Source organism: Gilvimarinus algae (assembly GCF_030518215.1).
Classification (GTDB): domain Bacteria; phylum Pseudomonadota; class Gammaproteobacteria; order Pseudomonadales; family Cellvibrionaceae; genus Gilvimarinus; species Gilvimarinus algae.
The window spans coordinates 372,393-388,740 of the sequence record NZ_JAULRT010000035.1; the positions used below are offsets into that span (position 1 = coordinate 372,393).

The following is a 16,348-nucleotide window of genomic DNA, read 5'->3' on the forward strand; positions in this document are numbered from 1 at the left end:
CAGCTTGCACTCATCTGTTGCGGATGTTGAAAAATAAACCCCTTATCCATGGGATGAATCGTATTAGCAGTTAAGTTTAGCAGTAGCGCCGCGGATAGCCAAATACGCGCTTGAGGGTGAGCGCTCTTGGTGAATTACGGCGCCGTGCTATTTGTACAGATTAATCGGATTAATGATGTGGACTTTGCGATTTTTCTTTTGGCGTCATTATCAAGTAGGCGACTTTTCTTGCTTCGCTTTTAAAGTGGCTTGGGAGACTGTCAATCGAATTTACACTACCTTAAATCGGCTAGCATGAAGCTTAGTGCATCCCCCAGCTCAATACGCCTCCAAATAGCCAAAGCTTAACTGACCTTTCGTGAGCTGTATTTAAGGAGCCGCGATTTGCCAGGGCTTTGAACCGCAGACAGCGTAGTTTTTACAGCTCGTCATACAGCCACGACAAGGAAGCCGCCATGAATCCCGATCAACGGGCGGTTGTTTCATGCTTGAATCTAGTTGGTTTGAGCTCTGTTCGGCAGCTTGGGGGGTGAGTGAGTTTTTCATAGTATCTCCGTTTTTTGGAGATACGCACCACTTTATGATTTGGATGACACCACTAAGGAATAAAGCATCGAGGTCGAGTGAATCTGCCTAACAAAGAATGGGCAACACCGACATAACGAAACCAGAATACCCTTCTGCGCGACAGTCAGCTATCTCCGCTCAGTGCTTGGGCTTTTTTAATGCCTCTGTATGCTGTGGCAGATGGATGATTGATTATAATAACCCTAAGCCGATTGAGCTTGATCACACCCCTCTGGATTGACGTATTGCACCCAAGCTCTGGCAACACCTACATAGACAAAATCAGAGTTAAGGCAGCATACCAAACGTAAATCGCCACTCTCTGGCGGGTCATAATCTTCAAGCCCCTCCAGCGCCAAACTGTTGGCCATTGGCGCCTTGCGGGTTATTTGTGCGGGCATGCTATCCAAATGCAGCTCCGCCGCCGTCCAGGTCAAACCATCGCGCTCTTGAGCTGAACTATTTGGATTGTGCTCGTCAATAAATACCGCCGATGTGCCCGCTAGTTTTTTGTAAGCCATGCTAACCCCCTACTGTAAGAGCGTCATCTTAGGGCTTTATCGCCGTGCGGAGTTGATCCAGATCATGTATTGCCTTTTTACTGAAAATTTTCAGGGCTCTGTACTTCGCCCGTTGCTTCACCATGCCAACTCACCAGACACCAGCTGGCTCGTTCAGTGGAGGGCGTAAACGCTTCACTCTGTTCGGCAAGGCACCGGACGAAGGATGGCTTCTTTTACGGACTGCTACTGAGCACCGATAGTATTCTATGCACTTGCTCTGTGATTTCACTGCCCTGGGGCGTGAGGTATCCGCCATCGGGCTGAGTCACCAAGCCCTTATCGTGCAGGCGCTTTGCGGCGGCCACCATGGCCGGATCGGCAGAATGCTGGTGGACTTTGATGCCTTCTTGCGAAGACGACGAATGGAACAGGGCGAGTAGATTGAGCTCGCTGAGCTGATCTTGGGAAAATGGCATGTTACACCTCTTATTGTTGTCTGACTAAGCGTACCGGTGGAGAAGTAGCTTAGGTACTAAGCATAGACTGACTTTATCCAATTGCGCTATCGGAGAGTCTCCTTCATCCACCATTGCTCAACAAGTATCCAATGGCGCCTCGCGTACGCCGGTTCGCTGCTGGCTCACTCTGCGGGTCGCTGTTAGATGTGCTCTAGTGACTAAACCTCCGGTTGTTTTAGGAGGAGCCGGCCCCTCTCACTAGATCCCATAGGTACAACCCGGCGAACCCTAAATAGAAAAGACCGGCTGCGCCCATGCTTACTGTGGCGCTAATTCCTGGGCGGACTTCATTAGGGAGGCGCGTTCGGTTAACGTAAAGCGCAGCCAGAGCGATAAAGGGGGTATGAAGTGCAGCTATTATTCCCGAGGTCGACATGACTTTTACCGGATCTTTAAACAGTAACACTATACCTATCGGGATAATACCAGTTACCGCCACCACGAAGAGTCTTTTGAGGGATCTGCGTTTAAAAAGCGACAAACGCGTTTTCCGATGTAGCCAGTTTTGCAAAGCAAGGGCTTTATTATCGTTGGCGTCATCACGTAATTCGCGGGTAAGAATCAGTGTCATATCGGCAAAACTCCGCCCCCACCCGTCTTGATTAGCAAGAACGCTACCACCCAGAGCGATGATGATAGCGGCTAGGAGTAGGTACTCGCCCCAGCTTCCCCACACATCAGAGAAGAGGCTGGTTAGGTCAGTGGCCACGTCTGTGCCCTTAGGAATTTCTCCACTGGCACCGAGCAACTCTGCGCCCAAAATTAAAAATGCAGTGATGACCAATAAGCCGCCGATTACGCCCAGAGTCGCAGCGCCAGTCATCACCTTAACCCAGTCCTTCACGCGCTGAAATTTCACCGTATCGCTGCTATCGCTGGCGGTGGGCACAGATTGTTCGCACTCATCATCTGTATCGCGGCTTTCCAGTCCTCCACCAAAACCACGAGTGGCTGTCCAATAGCCAAACCAGACAATCCCCATTGAGCCGGCGAGTATTGTTCCCACCCAGGGTAAGATAATGTACAGCTCTGGGTCGTCAGGCCAAGCAGGAACTAAGCCCTCTGCCAATTTTTCCGTATCCGGAGAAACAACCAATGCCGCGGCAATGACCATAGCCATTAGGACCAGAGCCATAATTCGACTGATCCGTTCAAGTGCCGAGTACTTACCCCCAGCCACAACCATTGTGGATAACGCAATCAACACAGCGCTGTACAAAGTGGCGCTGCCCGGCAAAAAGCTTTGTAGTGCGCTGCCTACCACACCTGCCAAACCCGCGATACCCACACAGGCCGCAAGCAACTGCGGAATCAATATAAACCATACCGCCCATCCTTTCGGGCCGTTCAAACTGTACATTCCCTCGAGCATGGTTTGTCCGCTGACAATAGAGTATCGTGCCATTTCCCGTATCATGACCCACATGAAAAAAACGACTAACAGCAATAACCAAAGTAATTGGTATTCGTAGGCAGCGGCCACGCGAGGTGTAAATAAGATGGAACCCGTACCAACGGCCGATAACATCCACAGCAAGCCGGGTCCGTACCAACCTAACTTATGCCGGCCTTTAGGTGGTTCGGGTGTACAGGATCGAACATGTAAGTTTTTCAAGCCATCCTCGCAGTGTTAAAACATCAATATTGTTTGATCGCGTTAGTGCGCAGTTTTAACTACAAACCCGCATCAAAAAGCGCACTTATTGTCCGGTCAGCGCAATACCGAGTAACCTTTGGAATCGGAGTGTCAAAGATTAACGATAGAGTGCATAGCTACTCCACTTCGTGTGAAGTCGTGAGGTTATAGCCTTTACTGTTGATGAGCTTTGTAGCCCTTCATCCCTTCTACATCTTAAACGAATAGTAGAAGAAACCACGGCACATCAACCGAAAGTAAAAAAATTGAAAGTAAAAATTTGAGATTTACGAACTGAAACGCCTTATGATCGCATCCTTTAATAAGGATTAGTAACGTCGGGGAATCTCGGTGAAGAAGAGTTTAAATACGTGATCAATCTTTAAACCCTCCTACACCGTTTTATCAACTTAGTGACGATCGATGAAGTCGTTCACTTCTTTCTTGGCTTCCTCCTTGGACTTTCCATACTTGGCTTGTATTTCACCTTCCAGCTTTTCGCGGTTGCCGTTGATGCGGTCAAGATCATCATTAGTCAGGTCACCCCAATTTTTCTGGGCAGCGCCTTTCAACTTGTGCCAATTTCCTTCGAACTGATCGGTATTCATAGAATTTCTCCTACATTGCATATTGAAGTCTTTCATTTCGTACACAGAAAAACTTTGACTTCGAAATTCCGAAAATGAAAAATTTTGCGCAACTACGCGCCTCATTAGCCAGGCTGCAGGTAGCATGCCAGCTTCTGTTACCCTCTATTAGCACTGAAAGCCGCAGAATGGGGCAATAACTCTTTATTTATCTCACCAAAGACCAGATTTGGGGTATGTATGTAAGTAAGATTTACAAAGGTCTTTTGAAATTAAGGACACTTGACTCTCTGACAAACCAATCAACCAGCATAACCCTTCTGGTCGGCACCTATACATAGCATAGGATTGTAGATAGGGTGTTCATCCCTATTGAATTCATGTTTTATAATGTTTTCCGTGAGTGTTCAGTTTGCGAAAAAGCCTCTCAGGCTTTTTTATTCTGATTTTCCGTTTCCCGTAGCAGATGCTTTACTTGGGCAAAGAAATTGCTTAGTCGGTAGACACGAATAGCAAAGAGCAACTCTACCTATGCAGCGAGTTGGCATTATCGGCACCGGCCCGACTGGCCTGTACACCTTGGCCGGATTGATTCAATCCCGTATACCTGTGAACATTACGCTTTACGAGTCTCGCAAGGTAGCGGGAGTAGGAATGCCTTTTGACGAGCGTACCAACCACCCGATTATGCTGGCCAATATCGCCAGCATAGAAATTCCACCGCTGGTGTGTTCTTATTTGGAGTGGCTGCAACAACAAAGTCACACCTTCTTAGAAAGGTACGCTGTCGACAAGAAATCGCTACATGAAAGACAGTTTCTCCCACGAGTATTACTTGGCCACTACTTTCACAACCAGCTAAAGCAGTTGATTGACTATGGGCGCAGTAATGGACACCAAGTTCATTTACACAAGAGTAGTACCGTTACTGATATTGATGCACAAGATCCCTGCAGGGTCTGGGTAAAAGGTCAAACTGAGCCAGCTCACTTCGATTATCTCGTTATCGCCACCGGCCATCGCTGGCCCAGTGAGGCACAGAACGAGCCCGGATACTTTGCAAGCCCCTGGTCCGGGTTAATAGAGAGCAATGTCCCCGCCGCACGCGTGGGGATTCTGGGCTCGTCGCTGAGCGGTATCGATGCTGCCATGGCTGTTGCTGTACAACATGGGCACTTTAGGGAGCAGAAAGAGTATGCGAACAGCTCTCTGCTGTTTGATCTGAAACCTGAAAGTACCGAATTATGCATTTCGCTGCTATCGCGATCAGGCATTCTACCTGAGGCCGATTTCTATTGCCCTATCCCGCATCAGCCGTTAACACTCGCCACCCCAGAGCTTATATGTAAGGAAATTGATACCTCTTCACAAGGCCTGTTGGACCGCCTGTTCGAACTGATTGTTCGCGAACTACAGCTTAATGACCCCCTTTGGAGCAACCAGGTTGCACTTGAAACGCTGGACGCCGATAGTTTTTCTGATGCCTATTTTTCGACGCGAAAGAAGAGCAACCCCTTCACTTGGGCGAGGAAAAATCTGGAGAAAGTGATGGAAGACAAGAAGGCTCACCATACGGTAGCCTGGCGTTATACCTTGCTGCGTTTGCATGAAGCCATAGAGCCTGCCATCCAGTATTTCAACAAACGAGACCGCGAACGCTTCAAGCGAGGTCTAAAGCGAGTTTTCGTCGACAATTATGCAGCAGTGCCGCCTGAGTCAATACGACGAATACTGGCGCTTAGAGATGCCGGCGTCATCGATTTGAAAGCGTTAGGACAGCAATATGAGGTGGAAAATCACCAAGGTCAAACGACGATTCATACCAAAAGCGGTCGCCTTAGCCTAGATATTCTTATCGATGCACGAGGGCAGAAGCCCTCAGGCTTAGCTGATTTGCCTTTTCCCTGCTTGAGAAAGCAATTAGCTCATAAAGAGTATGCAAAGCCTCCACTCAATGATGATTACACCATCGCCGTGCCTTCAATTCGCGGCGAACGTGTGGCGTTGGCCGCACTCCCATTTCTGATGCCGCTAAAGCCTTTTGTGCAAGGTCTCACTGAATGTGCGGAAATCGGTGCAAAAATCAGCGATAGCTTTTGCTCTTCGCTGTTAGAGACAGCACACAATGAACAGGAGTTAACCAATGATTGAGTTTGTAGAGCCTATTGCTAAGTGGGTTGCAGCGATTATAGAAGTAATGGGCATTTTGGTCATTGTGTCCTTTTCCGCCTACACACTGGCCTATGGCGCCATAGAGGCATGCAAAAGCCGAGATTTTGAAGCCATTTATACCCGCGTGAGGCGCCGCCTCGGCCGGGGTATTCTTCTGGGGCTGGAGCTACTGGTAGCGGCTGATATTATTCATACTGTCGCCGTAGAGTTAACGTTTACCACGGTAGGGGTACTGGCAATTATTGTGCTGATTCGCACTTTTCTGAGTTTCACTCTCGACGTCGAACTCACGGGTCGGTGGCCCTGGCAGGAGTGCGAAAAATCCAGAAAAGCATCTAATAACCACTCTGGCGCTATAGTAAACTAGCGGCGCAACAAAAATTGTGTGCGAGGCGTCGATTCTTAGGCTTTAAATTTTTCCTAGAATTAGTAGCAATTGCAGTGGCCAACGAATTCCGATCGGTAATGCAAGAAGGCTAAGTCGCAAAACTAAAAACGAGGCCCATCACCACCACGCTTTACCCCACATATGCGGGTTAGCCCAGAACCTGGGGTTATTCCAGGGGCGCTGGTGGTTGTAGCTGCTGATATTGTAGGTATAGAGCGCCAAAGCTTCACCGTCACCACCCGACTTTAGCTGCGCCTCTCGTTTAAAACCCAAAGCAATAAAGTCATTCAAACTCCAACCGCTTTGATTCTGTACCAGCACTGCGATCTGGCGCGTGCCGTAATTGCGCAGCTGGCCAATGAGTACCTGCCCTTGTTGGACACTCATATGCTCCAAAGTGTCGGTGACTAAGCCAAGATCCTGAACCTCAGAAAACAACAGGCCCGCGCCGGTATCTTTGGGCGCCAAACGGGTGATATCACACGGGTGGTGTTCAGACCACCGGCGCGCTAACCGCTCCGCCGTCTCGCCCAGGGCAACGACTTTGCTGGGCTGACAACCCTCGATAATAGCGGCAAGCGCTTGCTCGGACCCGGACATAAGGTGTCAATCGTTTAAAAGGTTTTGGAATTGACCTTTAGTATCACATTCTTGTCGTAGTAGTCGCAAGGTGGCGGCAGGGATCGTTACTTCTGTGAGGCTTAGGAAGTCATAAAGAGAGGGCACCGGAGATCGCAGGGATGCAGAAGGCCTTCACTGAAAACCTCCTGCACCGGATGATCGACTTACAGGCTATCGATAAAGTCGTTCACTTCTTTTTTGACTTGCTCTTTGGATTTGCCGTACTTGGCTTGGATCTCACCTTCCAGCTGCTCGCGGTTGCCATTCACGCGATCAATATCGTCATTTGTCAATTCGCCCCACTTTTCCCGTACGGCGCCTTTCACTTTGTGCCAATTTCCTTCAAGCTGATCGCTGTTCATCGTGATTTCTCCTAGTTACCTATTAAGATCTTACATTAGTTACGCACTAAACTTTTCGGCATCAGCGTTCTGCGAGTTCGTGTGTAGCGCAGAACACATGCCTTCGTAGTGGCTTTTGCAGCTAGCATGCCAATCTTCGTCAGCGTCGCTCCGCACTATAGAGGCCGTGGGTTGGCGGTAATATTCAAATGTATGAGTTCAGGCCTTAGCGTTCTTTACCGCGTAAATTCTGCAAAGCCCTGTAGAAATCGAACGCGTTTCTTCTTCTGGAATCGCATTCAACAGCCAAAGATTAGCGGTCAACAGCAATGCAGAGCTCGGAGAGGGCTTGACGTAATGCGGCTTACTCATGCGGTGAGGGCTCGAGGAACGCGCTCCACTAGAAGACGACTGCGTTGTAAGTCGCTGAGAAAGCGCACCATCGAAGCGATGGTACTGAGGGCAGATCGGGAGCAGCGCGGTTAAAGAGTTCCTGCCGGACACCCGCCATAATCGCGACGGAGCAGGGGCGCGCAAGCGCCCCATAGGTTGGCTTACTGAGGCTTGATGCCACCGCAGTCGCTGCCCTGCCATTGGCCCTGGTGGGTGATGGTCATTTTTTGCGGGCGGCCCTGGAATTCAACGGTGGCGCTGGATTCACCGGAGTAGCCCTTATCGCCGTCAAAGGTGATGGTGCCGCTCGCTTCGGTTTCACCGCTGCAGACAAAGTTAATGGTGGTGCTGCTGCCACTGGTGCTACGCCCGGACTCCTGACAATCGTTGTTTTCCATCAGGGCCAGGCTGCCCTCGGCGGATTGTTCGGGGGTCAGACAGGTTTTAAAGGTCTGATTCTGAAAATCGAAGTCCACACCCTGCGACTTCATCATGTTTTCCATCATCTGGCGCTGCTCGGCGGGTAGGGCCTCTAGTTGTTGACGCAGCTGATCCAGCATTTTTTCCATTTCGCCACTCTCGCTGGTGAATTGGATTTTGTGCTGCCACAGGCCGGGTTTCATATTGGTCTCGGCGTGGGTTTGGCCTGCTGTGAGTATCACGGCACTGAATGTAGAAAGGGTCAGGAGTCGTTTGAATGCAGTCATAGGTGTCATCCGTTTCTGTATTGATATTATCGTTTAGGTTGAGAAAAGCTCCCTAAAGTCTGCCCCAGTGCGCCGGTCACTTCAACACCACTAGAGATATCGCTGGGTTAGGTGTTGATATAGGCGGCCAGCTCTTCCGGCGCCCCGGTGGGGAAGACCTCTTTTAGAAATTCTAGAAACGCAGACACTCTGGCATTGAGCAGCCGGCGCGAAGGATAAAGCGCCCAAAGCGCGATCTCGGGGCCGTCGGCGTCACCCCAGCTTACGAGCCGACCAGCCTCGAGATCTTGGCTGACCAGCGAGATGGGCAGCAAGCCGGCACCGGCGCCGGCTCGCACGGCATCGCGCACCATGATCACCGACGACAGTTGCATCACGGGCTCGATCACAAGGCGCCTGTGTTGACCTTCAAGCATAACATCCCAGTGGGGCGGGTGAGGCTGACTTGAGCTGCGCATCACCGCAGGGGCAGGGTCGCTGCCAACCGGTCGTTTAAGCTGCGCGCTGGCAGCGACCACCAAACGGTCCCGCAAAAAGGTGCGCCCGTAGAGCGCTTCATTGGTTTCGGGGTTCACCCGAATCACCAGGTCGTAGCCCTCCTCAACCATGTCCACCGACCGGTCGTCCGAGGTGACCTCAAGCTGCACCTCTGGGTATTTCTCGGCAAACTGCGCCGCCAGCTTGCCCATGGCGATTTGGCAAAACAACAAAGGTGCGCTGATGCGCAGCCGGCCGGCAGGCCGGGCGCCGCCGCCCGCTATGGCGTTGACGGTTTCATCCAGATCGGTGAGCAGCACCCGGCTTCGCTCGTACAGGGCCTGGCCCTCTTCGGTGAGTGTGAGCGTGCGGGTACCGCGCTCAAAGAGCCTGAGCTTAAGGCGGCTTTCCAAATCAGCGACCCGGCGTGACAGGGTTGCCTTGGAGCGCCCGGTCGCCCGCGCGGCGCGGCCATAGCCGCCGTGCTTGGCGACCAGATTGAAATCGGCGATGGCGAGTAAATCCATAGTGTTTCATCAACGAGACATAATGTCTAAATCTATCATCTATCGGAACATTTTTGAAACAAATAAAGTGGGTGTCGTCAGCAGACAACAACCCAACCTTTATCAGGAGATAAGACCCATGACCATTCTCGTTACCGGAGCCACTGGCCGCGTCGGCCAACACGTCGTCAACCAACTCATCACTCGCGGTGCCCAGGTGCGTGTGCTAACCCGCGAGCCTGCCAAAGTGACCTTTCCGCATCAGGTGGAGGTGGTCAAAGGCGACTTGCTCGACATCGACTCACTGCGCCAGGCCTTTAACGGTGTTTCCAGCCTGTTTCTGCTCAATGCCGTTACCGGCGATGAATTCACCCAGGCGCTGATCACACTGAATATCGCCCGCGAGGCGGGGGTTGAACGGGTGGTTTACCTGTCGGTGTTCGATGCCGATAAAGCCGTGAACGTACCCCACTTTGCGGTGAAGTACGGCGCCGAGCGTATGCTTGAACAGATGGGTTTTAGCGCCACCATCTTGCGCCCGGCGTACTTCATCGATAATGAACACATGATCAAGGATGTCATTTTCAACTATGGCGCCTACCCCATGCCCATTGGCGGCAAGGGTGTTGCCATGATCGATGTGCGCGATATTGCCGAAGTCGCCGCGCTGGAACTGATTCGCCGCGATAGGGCGCCTGGCAAACTGCCCAATGACACCATTAACCTAGTCGGCCCCGACACCCTGACAGGTTCAGGCATAGCGGCCATTTGGTCGGAAGTTCTCGGCCGGCCGGTGCACTACGGCGGCGACGACCCGAGCGAGTTTGAAAGCAACATGGCGAGCTTTATGCCGAAATGGACCGCCTATGAAATGCGCCTGATGGCCGAGCGCTACGTCAGCGACGGCATGATCGCCGAGCCCGGGGATGTGAAGCGCCTCACCGATATTCTGGGTCGCCCTCTGCACCGTTACCGAGCATTTGCAGAAACAGCGCTTTCGCAACACGCGGCAGAGGCGTGAAACTAGCGTAAAAACAGAGCCCTTGGGTTGATGGTTTTAAACAAGAGTAGGCCCAGTGGCTCTGGGTTTTTGTTTACGGGTCGTGGAGAATTTTTTGAGCTGCCCTCAATAGCTTCACTAGACTGCGGTTGGGGCGATGTCATCGAACCCTATGCTTCAGCGCTTCTCGGCCATATATGCCCAGCTAACATCTGTCACACCAGCTATGGAGTAACGACGCATTCACGGGAAAACTACGGATAAAAGGCTTTTTTCTGACCGTCAGAAATAAAACCACTCTGACCCTCCAGCACAACCTCTTGGAGATCAGATCCATCCAGACCAATACCGTTACTGATTAGCTGAATGTATAAACGATTGTTACTGATAAACGGTTTTCGATTTACTGTGCACCCACTGAACTCGTGGAAATCAACTTCAAAGCTGGATAGGTTAATGGCACATAGGCCATTTCCGATAAAACCACACCACAAGTGCTTACTGGACGCCGACAACTGAAATAACTGCAAATTTTCTGTTTTTAGAAACTCTGATTTAATTTTATTTCTTGTTGTATCGCCAGTTGCTGAGTCTATCCTTACCAATTCATCTTTCCACACCGTGTAGACAACACCCTCTTCACTGACTGCCCATTTTTTAGAATAGAAGCCCTCTACAGACCAAAGGATATCTTTCGTGTCAAAATCAAGACCAATGATCGAGCCGTTTTCTAACCATAGAATGAGCACGTTTTTAGAACTGGCAATCTCTCTTAGTATAAAGTTATCCGTTGATCCAACTAAGTCACCAGAAAAAATGCTATCGATTAGCTCTAAGTCGTTATTAAAGAAGTTTATAGTGTCGGCGGATTTCATACAGATTCCACTGTCAAAAACCGCAGGCATACCCGTTCTTCTGTACCGATCTGACGAGCATTCGACAGAAAAATCATTCAAACTTAACTTTATAAGATTTTTGGAATCCGCTTTAAAATAACCTTTTGGTCCTTCTGTTTTAAGAAAAATCAATGCAGAGTACTGACTTTCGCCTTGATCTCCGATTTCCCTTTTGTCTAGATCAACATAATTGAAATCCCCATCGGCGGTCAGACCTTCATTGTCCTGATAAAAGATTCTATTTTTTACCCTAATGCAGGCGCAAACGTTCATATTATTGTTTTTCGATAGTTCGAACTTCGGATCATCCAGATTAACTGCGTCATACACCAAGAAAGCACTTGGGGTTGTGAAAATAACAACCTCTTCATCCACGTAAAATAGCTTTCCACTCACTCTTTTTATGGACAGGAGAAGTTCGATATCGCTGGGTAAATTCAACACGCTTTACATCCTGTTAAACTTTTCAGTAACAATTCTAATAATCTACAAATCTTTATCCGTCACCGCCCCCTCGGACGCCGACGAGACAGTTTTCGCAAACTTGGCCAGCACACCCCGTGTGTAGCGCGGTGGCGGTGCTTGCCACTTTGCCAGGCGCGCCTGGATGTCTGCATCGGGAATATTGAGGCTGATCACCGCGTTTTCTGCATCAATGGTGATTTCATCGCCGTTTTCAATAATCGCGATCGGCCCACCGTCCATCGCCTCGGGGGTGATATGACCCACCACAAAGCCGTGGCTGCCGCCAGAGAAGCGCCCATCGGTGATAAGCGCCACGTCGTTGCCTAGGCCTTTGCCCATAACCGCCGAGGTAGGACTGAGCATTTCGCGCATACCGGGGCCGCCGCGCGGGCCTTCGTAGCGGATGACGATAACGTCACCTTTAACCACCTTGCCTTTGAGTATCGCCGCCAGGGCCTCTTCTTCGGAGTGAAACACCCGCGCACTGCCGGTGAACGTCAGGCCCTCTTTGCCGGTGATTTTGGCCACGGCGCCCTCGGGAGCCAAGTTGCCCTTTAGGATCACCAGATGACTGGTGGCTTTGATGGCGTTGTCAAAGCCTTTAATAATCTCCTGCTCGGCAGGGTAGGGCGCGACATCGGCCAGGTTATCGGCGAGGGTTTTGCCGGTCACGGTCAAGCAGTCGCCGTGAAGCAGGCCTTTGTCCAGCAGCATTTTCATCAGTGGCTGAATACCGCCTACGGCGATCAGTTCCGACATCATGTAGTGGCCGCTGGGGCGCAGATCCGCCAGCACGGGTACTTTTTTGCCGATGCGCACAAAGTCATCCAGCGTCAGCGGCACATCCACCGCATGCGCCATGGCCAGCAAGTGGAGCACCGCATTGGTGGAGCCTCCCAGAGCAATCACCACGGCAATGGCGTTTTCAAACGCCTTTTGGGTCATGATGTCGGTGGGCTTGATGTCCTGCTCCAAGAGCGCGAGCACAGCGGCGCCGGCGCGGCGGCAATCCTCAATTTTGGAAGATGACACTGCCTCTTGCGCCGAGCTGCCCGGCAAGCTCATGCCCAACGCCTCAATGGCCGAGGCCATGGTGTTGGCCGTGTACATACCGCCGCAGGAGCCAGGGCCGGGTATCGCGGTTTCCTCAATTTGCTTCACGGCAATGGTGGAGAGGTCGCCACGGGCGTGCTGCCCTACGGCCTCAAACACCGAGACGATATCGGTGTGATTCGCACCGGGCTTGATGGTCCCGCCATAGACAAACACTGAGGGCCGATTTAATCGCGCTAGGCCGATCAGGCAGCCGGGCATATTTTTGTCGCAGCCACCAATGGCCACCAGGCCGTCAAACCCCTCGCAACCGGCAACAGTCTCAATGGAGTCGGCAATGACCTCGCGCGAGACCAGCGAGTACTTCATGCCCTCGGTACCGTTGGAGATGCCATCGGAGATGGTGATGGTGTTGAACACCACGCCTTTGCCGCCAGCCTGATCCGCACCAATGCAGGCCTCATCTGCCAGCTGGTTGATGTGCATATTACAGGGGGTGACCATGCTCCAGGTGGAGGCGATACCGACTTGCGGCTTTTTAAAGTCATCGTCGCTAAAGCCCACGGCCCGCAACATGGCGCGAGCCGGCGCCTTTTCAATACCGTCGACTACCTGAGCGGAATGTTTGCGTTTGTCGGTCATCGGTTACCCCATGGTTTCGTGCGTGTATGGCAAGGTTCTGTTGACATAGCTTACATGAGTAAGGCCTACCGAATACAGGGATAAACCAAGCAGCGTTCTAACCAGCGATGCTTGGGTAAGCGATTTGGAGGATAAGTCCTTATTCGCGACGAAAAAGAGGAAGGTTTACACACTCCCCGCACGAATCTACATTATTGAATGGATTGTAACGTATATAACTTTAGGTTCTGACTCTAAGAGTACAACTAACGCACTTCTGTGGACGTTAGTGATTGCTCCCAGCTGCTCATAGACTACAAAGCTGGAATTGTCATTGGATATACCCACTCTATATCCACCGTTTGAATTTGAGTAAACAGCCCTAAGCAGATAGGGCTGATAACTTTCGGGCATACTTTCTAAATGAGAAGCCGACGAACCAAGAAAGTACTCGAGGGTATGCGAATCTTCGATTACGATGTAACTATTTTCTTCAAGCAATGCCAACGCCCGATCTGCGCGGGATTTCACTACCTCAAATATTCTATTGTCATCACGTTCTATCCAATCTTTCTCTCGATAGTTTTCCTGAGTCTCGTCAGGCCAGACCATCCATTTTTCTCCGGCAATCTCCATTACTTCAGCCGAAGAAGCACCCAATACACTCACTGAGAGCAACAACAAAAACAATGTTTTAAAAAGTCCAGCGTGCATAGACTTCTTCCAGCACAGAACCACAATAGTGTCAGTAACAATCAACACTGCCAAAATACGTTCCCAAACCATTGAAAATCTAAACGCTATTACCCTCACCAACAACTGATTGAAGGGCCGATCATTTGACCGGCCCCTCGCTATTGCGAACTTTAACGGCAAAACTAGCGATTCGCGCAGAAGCCTACGGATGCATTGGTTTGTCCAGGCTGCAGCACACCGTTCCAACTTAATCCGCTCACCATCAACGTAGAACCATTCTGGTTCCAGTTGCCGTTCCAAAGACTGCTTATAGTTCCGTCGATATCAAGAGCCACATTCCACACCTGCGACTCATCGGTGGTGTTGGTTAATACAATATTGCCGCAATAGCCGCTGTTCCAGTCAGAGCTTACTGCAAGCTCAGCTTTTACTTCTGGCTCAGGCTCTTGAACTTGTGGCTCTAAATAACTAAATGCTGCAAAGATGTAGTTACCGGAAGCGGGGAATGAGGAAACATAATTCAGATCAGTCGTGTACAAAAGCACCTGCTCTTCATACACACTGGAAACCAGAATATGATTGCCTCGAATATCGATATCACTGAATGCCGAAGCTGTCAAAACCGAAGACAGAAAGTTACCTTCTTGGTCGAACTTGCTGATCACTCCATCCCAGCCGGCTAGATAAATAGCGCCTTTTTTATCAGCGACTGTCGCTCTGGATGAAGAAGAGTGGCCTAAATCTAGCGTATTCTCTATAGACATAGAGTTTGGGTTAATGACCAAAAGATCTCCGTAGACATTCTGCAAACCGTAAAGTAGGCCATCTTCACCCATTGTAATGTCAACAAACTGATAATTGGTCAAGAATCTTTCAAACAGATCGAGTTCTCGGTCATACCGAACGACACCTTTAGCCTCGCCGCCGTTATAGGTCATCATATCGGTGAGATAAATATAGCGCTCATCGGCTGCAATACCGCCATATGTTGCATTGCCGGCAATTGACCACCCTTCAAACGCTCTATGAATCCAAGTATCGCCGTTAAAATTGCTTAGATTCGGGTTGAATTGGCCATTAAACACTGCAATTTCGGTGTCGGAAAATGGGATGATATCGCGAGCATTTTCCCATTGACCAAATTCTGGGACGGGTATCGTTTCTAATAGCTCACCTGAGTAACTGTATTTATAAATTGTATTTTCGGAGCTTATGAGAACTGTGTCATCTTCCGGATTAATCGTGGCTTCGGGTGCATAGGTTTTAAATGCTAAGTCTTCCGGCTGCGAAATACCATCTACATACAATGTTCCGCTATCATATGTATTGTCATAAGAGTAAGCGACATTGAAGAATAAATCGTCATTGGCATGAATCGAAAACACGTAGGTTTGACCAATATTTAGTGAGATATTTTCGGAAAATTCAAAGGTTACAGTTGTTGAAGAGCCTCCCCCCAAACCACAACCTGGACCCTCTGAAAAATTGAAACAATCTTCAAGAAATACCGGTTCCGTTTCTGCGATTGCTTCATTCTCAGGATCGTCTAAGTGTAACGTTATAAATGCGGTGCCTCCAACGGAGAGGCTGCTACCATCAAGCATATTGAGATCAATGGCCTTAATTGCATCAGCAGTAGGGGTAAAAGACTGGGCAATGCTATAGGATGTAAAGCTCTTACTAGCGTCTATATCCGTCTGTTGTTGATCTACAGTTAAAGCGTTGCTGGCGGCCATGATGAACGTGGCGGCTATAGCTGTACTCAGGGTAAGTACCGTTTTCATTGTAAAATCCTTGTCCATGTCATTAATGAGCGACGCTCTTTAAACCTAAAGGCTCCTTGAAAACCAAGAGCACTCAGGCCCAAAAAAGCTCTTGCAGTAAACCTACAACTGACCGGCTCGATGTATAGCGATGATTTGACTAACGAGAAGGGGGAGAGAAAGACTGCGCAGTATCCTGGACTAGACCCTATTATCCTACCTTCCTGACTGGTTAAATCTGAATTTATCTGAACTCACCGTCTTGGCAAGCTGTTGTACCTACGATAAACCCCGCGCTATGACGTAAATCGTGACATCGTTTTGCGTCGTTGGCAACCAATGTAGTGGATGTATGGGGACTACTTAAAGAAAAGAACCAATATTTACGACTGATACTTCTGCCTCTATTAAAAAGCGGCCCACTAGGGGCCGCTGAAT

Annotated in this window: 15 protein-coding genes; 3 read left to right on the plus strand and 12 right to left on the minus strand. The window is 50.0% G+C overall.

What is annotated here, in order from left to right; translation table 11 throughout:
- Positions 1–770: 770 nt before the first annotated feature.
- From QWI16_RS05390 to QWI16_RS05405, 4 genes are all read right to left on the minus strand, one after another.
- Positions 771–1,088, minus strand: a complete 318-nt coding sequence (locus tag QWI16_RS05390) for a hypothetical protein (protein WP_302711729.1) — start codon at positions 1,086–1,088, stop codon at positions 771–773.
- Positions 1,089–1,303: 215 nt separating this feature from the next.
- On the minus strand, positions 1,304–1,546 hold the full coding sequence (locus QWI16_RS05395; RefSeq protein WP_302711730.1) for a TIGR02647 family protein: 243 nt from the start codon (positions 1,544–1,546) through the stop codon (positions 1,304–1,306).
- 217 nt (positions 1,547–1,763) lie between these two features.
- Positions 1,764–3,125, minus strand: coding sequence for an Nramp family divalent metal transporter (locus QWI16_RS05400; RefSeq protein WP_302711731.1), 1,362 nt, complete (start codon positions 3,123–3,125; stop codon positions 1,764–1,766).
- Positions 3,126–3,634: 509 nt separating this feature from the next.
- Positions 3,635–3,832, minus strand: coding sequence for a CsbD family protein (locus QWI16_RS05405; RefSeq protein WP_302711732.1), 198 nt, complete (start codon positions 3,830–3,832; stop codon positions 3,635–3,637).
- A 510-nt stretch (positions 3,833–4,342) separates the two neighbouring features.
- Between QWI16_RS05405 and QWI16_RS05410 the strand changes: the two genes are divergently transcribed.
- A complete protein-coding gene (locus tag QWI16_RS05410) occupies positions 4,343–5,962 on the plus strand; it encodes an FAD/NAD(P)-binding protein (protein WP_302711733.1) in 1,620 nt (539 codons plus the stop codon).
- Positions 5,955–6,350, plus strand: coding sequence for a DUF1622 domain-containing protein (locus tag QWI16_RS05415; RefSeq protein ID WP_302711734.1), 396 nt, complete (start codon positions 5,955–5,957; stop codon positions 6,348–6,350). Before QWI16_RS05410 ends, QWI16_RS05415 begins: the two co-directional genes overlap by 8 nt.
- Positions 6,351–6,488: 138 nt before the next feature.
- On the opposite strand, the gene QWI16_RS05420 is transcribed toward QWI16_RS05415, so the two are convergent.
- The 4 genes from QWI16_RS05420 to QWI16_RS05435 form a co-directional block, all read right to left on the minus strand.
- Entirely contained in the window at positions 6,489–6,971 is a 483-nt protein-coding gene (locus QWI16_RS05420) for a DUF6231 family protein (RefSeq protein ID WP_302711735.1), read from the minus strand.
- 185 nt (positions 6,972–7,156) lie between these two features.
- Positions 7,157–7,354 (minus strand): CsbD family protein, encoded by a 198-nt coding sequence (locus tag QWI16_RS05425; protein WP_302711736.1) that lies wholly within the window; start codon positions 7,352–7,354, stop codon positions 7,157–7,159.
- Between the two features lie 533 nt (positions 7,355–7,887).
- Positions 7,888–8,433 (minus strand): DUF3617 domain-containing protein, encoded by a 546-nt coding sequence (locus tag QWI16_RS05430; RefSeq protein WP_302711737.1) that lies wholly within the window; start codon positions 8,431–8,433, stop codon positions 7,888–7,890.
- A 107-nt stretch (positions 8,434–8,540) separates the two neighbouring features.
- Positions 8,541–9,437, minus strand: coding sequence for a LysR family transcriptional regulator (locus QWI16_RS05435; protein WP_302711739.1), 897 nt, complete (start codon positions 9,435–9,437; stop codon positions 8,541–8,543).
- A gap of 118 nt (positions 9,438–9,555) precedes the next feature.
- Between QWI16_RS05435 and QWI16_RS05440 the strand changes: the two genes are divergently transcribed.
- Positions 9,556–10,437, plus strand: a complete 882-nt coding sequence (locus QWI16_RS05440) for an SDR family oxidoreductase (protein ID WP_302711740.1) — start codon at positions 9,556–9,558, stop codon at positions 10,435–10,437.
- Positions 10,438–10,670: 233 nt separating this feature from the next.
- On the opposite strand, the gene QWI16_RS05445 is transcribed toward QWI16_RS05440, so the two are convergent.
- From QWI16_RS05445 to QWI16_RS05460, 4 genes are all read right to left on the minus strand, one after another.
- Positions 10,671–11,756, minus strand: coding sequence for a hypothetical protein (locus QWI16_RS05445; RefSeq protein WP_302711741.1), 1,086 nt, complete (start codon positions 11,754–11,756; stop codon positions 10,671–10,673).
- Between the two features lie 42 nt (positions 11,757–11,798).
- Positions 11,799–13,472, minus strand: coding sequence for a dihydroxy-acid dehydratase (ilvD, locus tag QWI16_RS05450; protein ID WP_302711743.1), 1,674 nt, complete (start codon positions 13,470–13,472; stop codon positions 11,799–11,801).
- Between the two features lie 186 nt (positions 13,473–13,658).
- Positions 13,659–14,219, minus strand: a complete 561-nt coding sequence (locus tag QWI16_RS05455; RefSeq protein ID WP_302711745.1) for a hypothetical protein — start codon at positions 14,217–14,219, stop codon at positions 13,659–13,661.
- Positions 14,220–14,329: 110 nt separating this feature from the next.
- Positions 14,330–15,931 carry a cellulose binding domain-containing protein gene (locus QWI16_RS05460; RefSeq protein WP_302711746.1) on the minus strand — a complete coding sequence of 534 codons (1,602 nt, stop codon included), beginning with the start codon at positions 15,929–15,931 and terminating at the stop codon, positions 14,330–14,332.
- Between the last annotated feature and the right edge of the window lie 417 nt (positions 15,932–16,348).

Excerpts from the sequence above, each read along its gene's own strand:
- QWI16_RS05390 (WP_302711729.1), bottom strand. The coding sequence starts at position 1,088 with ATGGCTTACAAAAAACTAGCGGGCACATCGGCGGTATTTATTGACGAG.
- QWI16_RS05395 (WP_302711730.1), bottom strand. The coding sequence starts at position 1,546 with ATGCCATTTTCCCAAGATCAGCTCAGCGAGCTCAATCTACTCGCCCTG.
- QWI16_RS05405 (WP_302711732.1), bottom strand. The coding sequence starts at position 3,832 with ATGAATACCGATCAGTTCGAAGGAAATTGGCACAAGTTGAAAGGCGCT.
- QWI16_RS05410 (WP_302711733.1), top strand. The coding sequence starts at position 4,343 with ATGCAGCGAGTTGGCATTATCGGCACCGGCCCGACTGGCCTGTACACC.
- QWI16_RS05415 (WP_302711734.1), top strand. The coding sequence starts at position 5,955 with ATGATTGAGTTTGTAGAGCCTATTGCTAAGTGGGTTGCAGCGATTATA.
- QWI16_RS05420 (WP_302711735.1), bottom strand. The coding sequence starts at position 6,971 with ATGTCCGGGTCCGAGCAAGCGCTTGCCGCTATTATCGAGGGTTGTCAG.
- QWI16_RS05425 (WP_302711736.1), bottom strand. The coding sequence starts at position 7,354 with ATGAACAGCGATCAGCTTGAAGGAAATTGGCACAAAGTGAAAGGCGCC.
- QWI16_RS05430 (WP_302711737.1), bottom strand. The coding sequence starts at position 8,433 with ATGACTGCATTCAAACGACTCCTGACCCTTTCTACATTCAGTGCCGTG.
- QWI16_RS05435 (WP_302711739.1), bottom strand. The coding sequence starts at position 9,437 with ATGGATTTACTCGCCATCGCCGATTTCAATCTGGTCGCCAAGCACGGC.
- QWI16_RS05440 (WP_302711740.1), top strand. The coding sequence starts at position 9,556 with ATGACCATTCTCGTTACCGGAGCCACTGGCCGCGTCGGCCAACACGTC.
- ilvD (WP_302711743.1), bottom strand. The coding sequence starts at position 13,472 with ATGACCGACAAACGCAAACATTCCGCTCAGGTAGTCGACGGTATTGAA.
- QWI16_RS05460 (WP_302711746.1), bottom strand. The coding sequence starts at position 15,931 with ATGAAAACGGTACTTACCCTGAGTACAGCTATAGCCGCCACGTTCATC.